Annotated in this window: 4 protein-coding genes and 1 pseudogene; 2 read left to right on the forward strand and 3 right to left on the reverse strand. The window is 65.8% G+C overall.

Annotated elements, in window-relative coordinates; all coding sequences use genetic code 11:
* From WAN71_RS08565 to WAN71_RS08575, 3 genes and pseudogenes are all read right to left on the reverse strand, one after another.
* Positions 1-803 (reverse strand): annotated as a pseudogene (locus WAN71_RS08565) (NAD(+)--arginine ADP-ribosyltransferase); the annotation flags it as partial.
* A 4-nt stretch (positions 804-807) separates the two neighbouring features.
* A complete protein-coding gene (locus WAN71_RS08570; protein WP_422224914.1) occupies positions 808-1,098 on the reverse strand; it encodes a WXG100 family type VII secretion target in 291 nt (96 codons plus the stop codon).
* A gap of 1 nt (position 1,099) precedes the next feature.
* Positions 1,100-1,402, reverse strand: coding sequence for a WXG100 family type VII secretion target (locus WAN71_RS08575; protein WP_422224915.1), 303 nt, complete (start codon positions 1,400-1,402; stop codon positions 1,100-1,102).
* 82 nt (positions 1,403-1,484) lie between these two features.
* On the opposite strand from WAN71_RS08575, the gene WAN71_RS08580 reads away from it, so the two are divergent.
* Positions 1,485-1,748, forward strand: coding sequence for a glutaredoxin family protein (locus WAN71_RS08580; RefSeq protein ID WP_422224916.1), 264 nt, complete (start codon positions 1,485-1,487; stop codon positions 1,746-1,748).
* Between the two features lie 97 nt (positions 1,749-1,845).
* The coding region (locus tag WAN71_RS08585; protein ID WP_422224917.1) for a glutamyl-tRNA reductase at positions 1,846-2,776 on the forward strand (931 nt) is incomplete at its 3' end.

Raw genomic sequence — 2,776 nt, forward strand, 5'->3', positions numbered from 1 at the left:
GTGCGAATGTCGTTGGCGATCTTCTTGATCTCGTCTTCGTCTTCATCGGTCAAAAACTCCCAAACTTCTTTCAGCCCCGTCATCGGGTCACAGATGCGGGACAACAGATCCAGGATCGCCGCGTGGACCGCATCGATCTTGGCCGCATATGCATTGAGCTGAGTCGCGATAACCGCACACTGCTGCAAGATTCCGGCCGCGCTGCGATTGGCCTCCGCGAACGCGGCCGTAATCATCGGGCCTTCCGGCATCTGCTGAGCGCCAACAATTTTCATCGGTCCTACGGCGCTGGTTATTTCGCGGGCCTCAAAGTTGGCACCCGCGCTAGTCCAGGCCGCCGCTGCAGCCCGCAACTTCGCCGAATCGCCGTTCGGCCAAATCATCCCGATGAACTTGACTACCCAACCCCAGCCGGCCGGGGCGCTGACACCGCTCCCAACAGCCGACGGTGTCGAGCCCGCCGAAATAGAGTCGGTCGCCTGCGGGACGGGAAGGGGCTCGCCGTGTCCGGAGACGTTCGACATCGCTTCGGCCACCGAATAGTTGTGGGCCGACATGCGCACCCCGCCACCCAGATGGCACAAGCCATTGCGGGTGGTTGCCATCGCCTCGAGCAGCTTGGATGCCGACCCGTTGTAGCTGCGCCCAAATGCCGCACCGACGGGATCGTCACCGGCCATCCCGTTGCATCCGGCCAGCGTGGTGGTCAATGTCGAGACGACCGACCCCAAACCTTCGCCGGCTGAAACCGCAGCGGCCCCAGCGCCATCCAGTGCTTGCGGGTCAACAGCAAGCGGAGCCATCAGCTCACGACCACATGGCCAGATTCGTCGCCATCACGCAGCTGTAGTTGTGATGTGCGGTGGTGCCTGCAGTCTTCAATTGCGCCAACGCCTCCCGCATCATCGCCTCACCACGCGACCAATGCCGATGCGCCTCGGCATGAGCCGTAGCTGCCCGCCCGGACCACGTCCCGTGCAGATGAGTCACCAACGTGTCGATTTCAGCGACGAGGCTCTCGGTGTGCCGCGCAAACTCACTCATCCGCTGCAGCGCGTCCGCCAACGCGTCGGGATCCACGCTGAACGCGTCAGCCATTTCAGACACCTCGCAGCGCTTGCGCCGATACCGAGTCCTGGGCCTGGAAGTCAACGCCGGCAATACCGACCGCCTTCGCCAGAATCGACAGTCCCAGCTGGACCTCACCGGCCCCGCGATGCCACAGATCCCACGCCTGGCCATAGGCGCCGCCCGCTCCACCTTGCCAGCCGGCCAGCATTTCGCGGACCTGACCGTCAAGCTCGATGAGCCTGGTGTGCAAGTCCTTTGCCGCACCTGATAACGCCTGCGAAGCCCCGTGCATCACCTCGGGGTCAACCCGCAGCTGCTCACGCTCAGCCATGGCGGTAAAGCTAATGACCGTGCGCACCCCGCACAATTCACCATGGCTTCGGGGCCGCGAGATCAACTGCCACACTGGGACTATGAGCCGCCCACAAGTCCAGCTGTTGACCCGCGCCGGCTGCACGATCTGCGTTCGGGTGCACGCGAAATTGGAGAAACTGGCCGCCGAACTCGACTTCGAGCTGTCGACCACCGACGTCGACGCTGCCGCCGCGGCCGGCAACACCGACCTGCGCGCCGAGTTCGGTGATCGGCTGCCGGTGGTTCTGCTCGACGGCCGCGAGCACAGCTACTGGGAGGTCGACGAGCCCCGGCTGCGCAAAGATCTGGGGAAGCCCAGGTGACGATGGTGCAAATTTGGTGCCCCACCTGTAGAACGTCTACCGTGGACCTCAGTTCGATCACTGGTGATAGCAAGGGAGCAGGCCAGGTGATTCAGCCGTGAGCGTCCTGCTCTTCGGGGTGTCGCACCGCAGTGCGCCGGTCTCCGTTCTGGAACAGCTAAGCACCGACGAATCCGACCAAATCAAGATCATCGACGAGATGATGCAGTCGCCGCTGGTCACCGAGGCCATGGTGCTGTCCACCTGCAACCGCGTCGAGGTCTACGCCGTGGTCGACGCCTTCCACGGCGGTCTGGCCGTCATCGGACAGGTGCTTTCCGAACATTCCGGGATGTCGCTGGGCGAGCTCACCAAATACGCCTACGTCCGATACAGCGAGGCCGCCGTCGAGCATCTGTTCGCCGTGGCCAGCGGCCTGGATTCCGCTGTGGTCGGCGAGCAGCAGGTGCTCGGCCAGGTGCGCCGCGCCTACGCCGCCGCCGAGGCCAACCGCACAGTCGGCCGGGTGCTGCATGAGCTGGCCCAACGCGCGCTCGCGGTCGGCAAACGCGTGCACACCGACACCGCGATCGACGCCGCAGGCGCGTCGGTGGTCTCGGTCGCGATGGGCATGGCCGACACCAAGCTGGGCGGGCTGAAAGGCAAAACCGCAGTTGTTGTCGGCGCCGGGGCAATGGGCGCCCTGTCGGCGGCTCACCTGGCCCGCGCCGGCGTCCGCGACATCCACGTCGTCAACCGGTCGCTGCCCCGCGCGCAGCGGCTGGCCCGCAAGATCCGCGAATCCGGCGTCGGGGCCGAAGCGCTGAGCTTCGACCGCCTGCCGTCCGCGCTGGCCGACGCCGACGTGTTGGTGAGCTGCACTGGGGCCGTGCGCCCGGTGGTGTCGCTGGCCGACGTGCACCACGGGCTGGCCGCCGCCCGTCGCGACGAATCGGACCAGCCGCTGGTGATCTGCGACCTGGGCATGCCGCGCGATGTCGACCCGGCGGTGGCCGGGCTGCCGGGCGTCTGGGTCGTCGACATGGACC

This window comes from Mycobacterium sp. (genome assembly GCF_049280035.1).
Classification (GTDB): domain Bacteria; phylum Actinomycetota; class Actinomycetes; order Mycobacteriales; family Mycobacteriaceae; genus Mycobacterium.

Bases quoted from the DNA above. Each gene is read 5' to 3' on its own strand.
- WAN71_RS08570 (WP_422224914.1), bottom strand. From the start codon at position 1,098: ATGGCTGACGCGTTCAGCGTGGATCCCGACGCGTTGGCGGACGCGCTG.
- WAN71_RS08575 (WP_422224915.1), bottom strand. From the start codon at position 1,402: ATGGCTGAGCGTGAGCAGCTGCGGGTTGACCCCGAGGTGATGCACGGG.
- WAN71_RS08580 (WP_422224916.1), top strand. From the start codon at position 1,485: ATGAGCCGCCCACAAGTCCAGCTGTTGACCCGCGCCGGCTGCACGATC.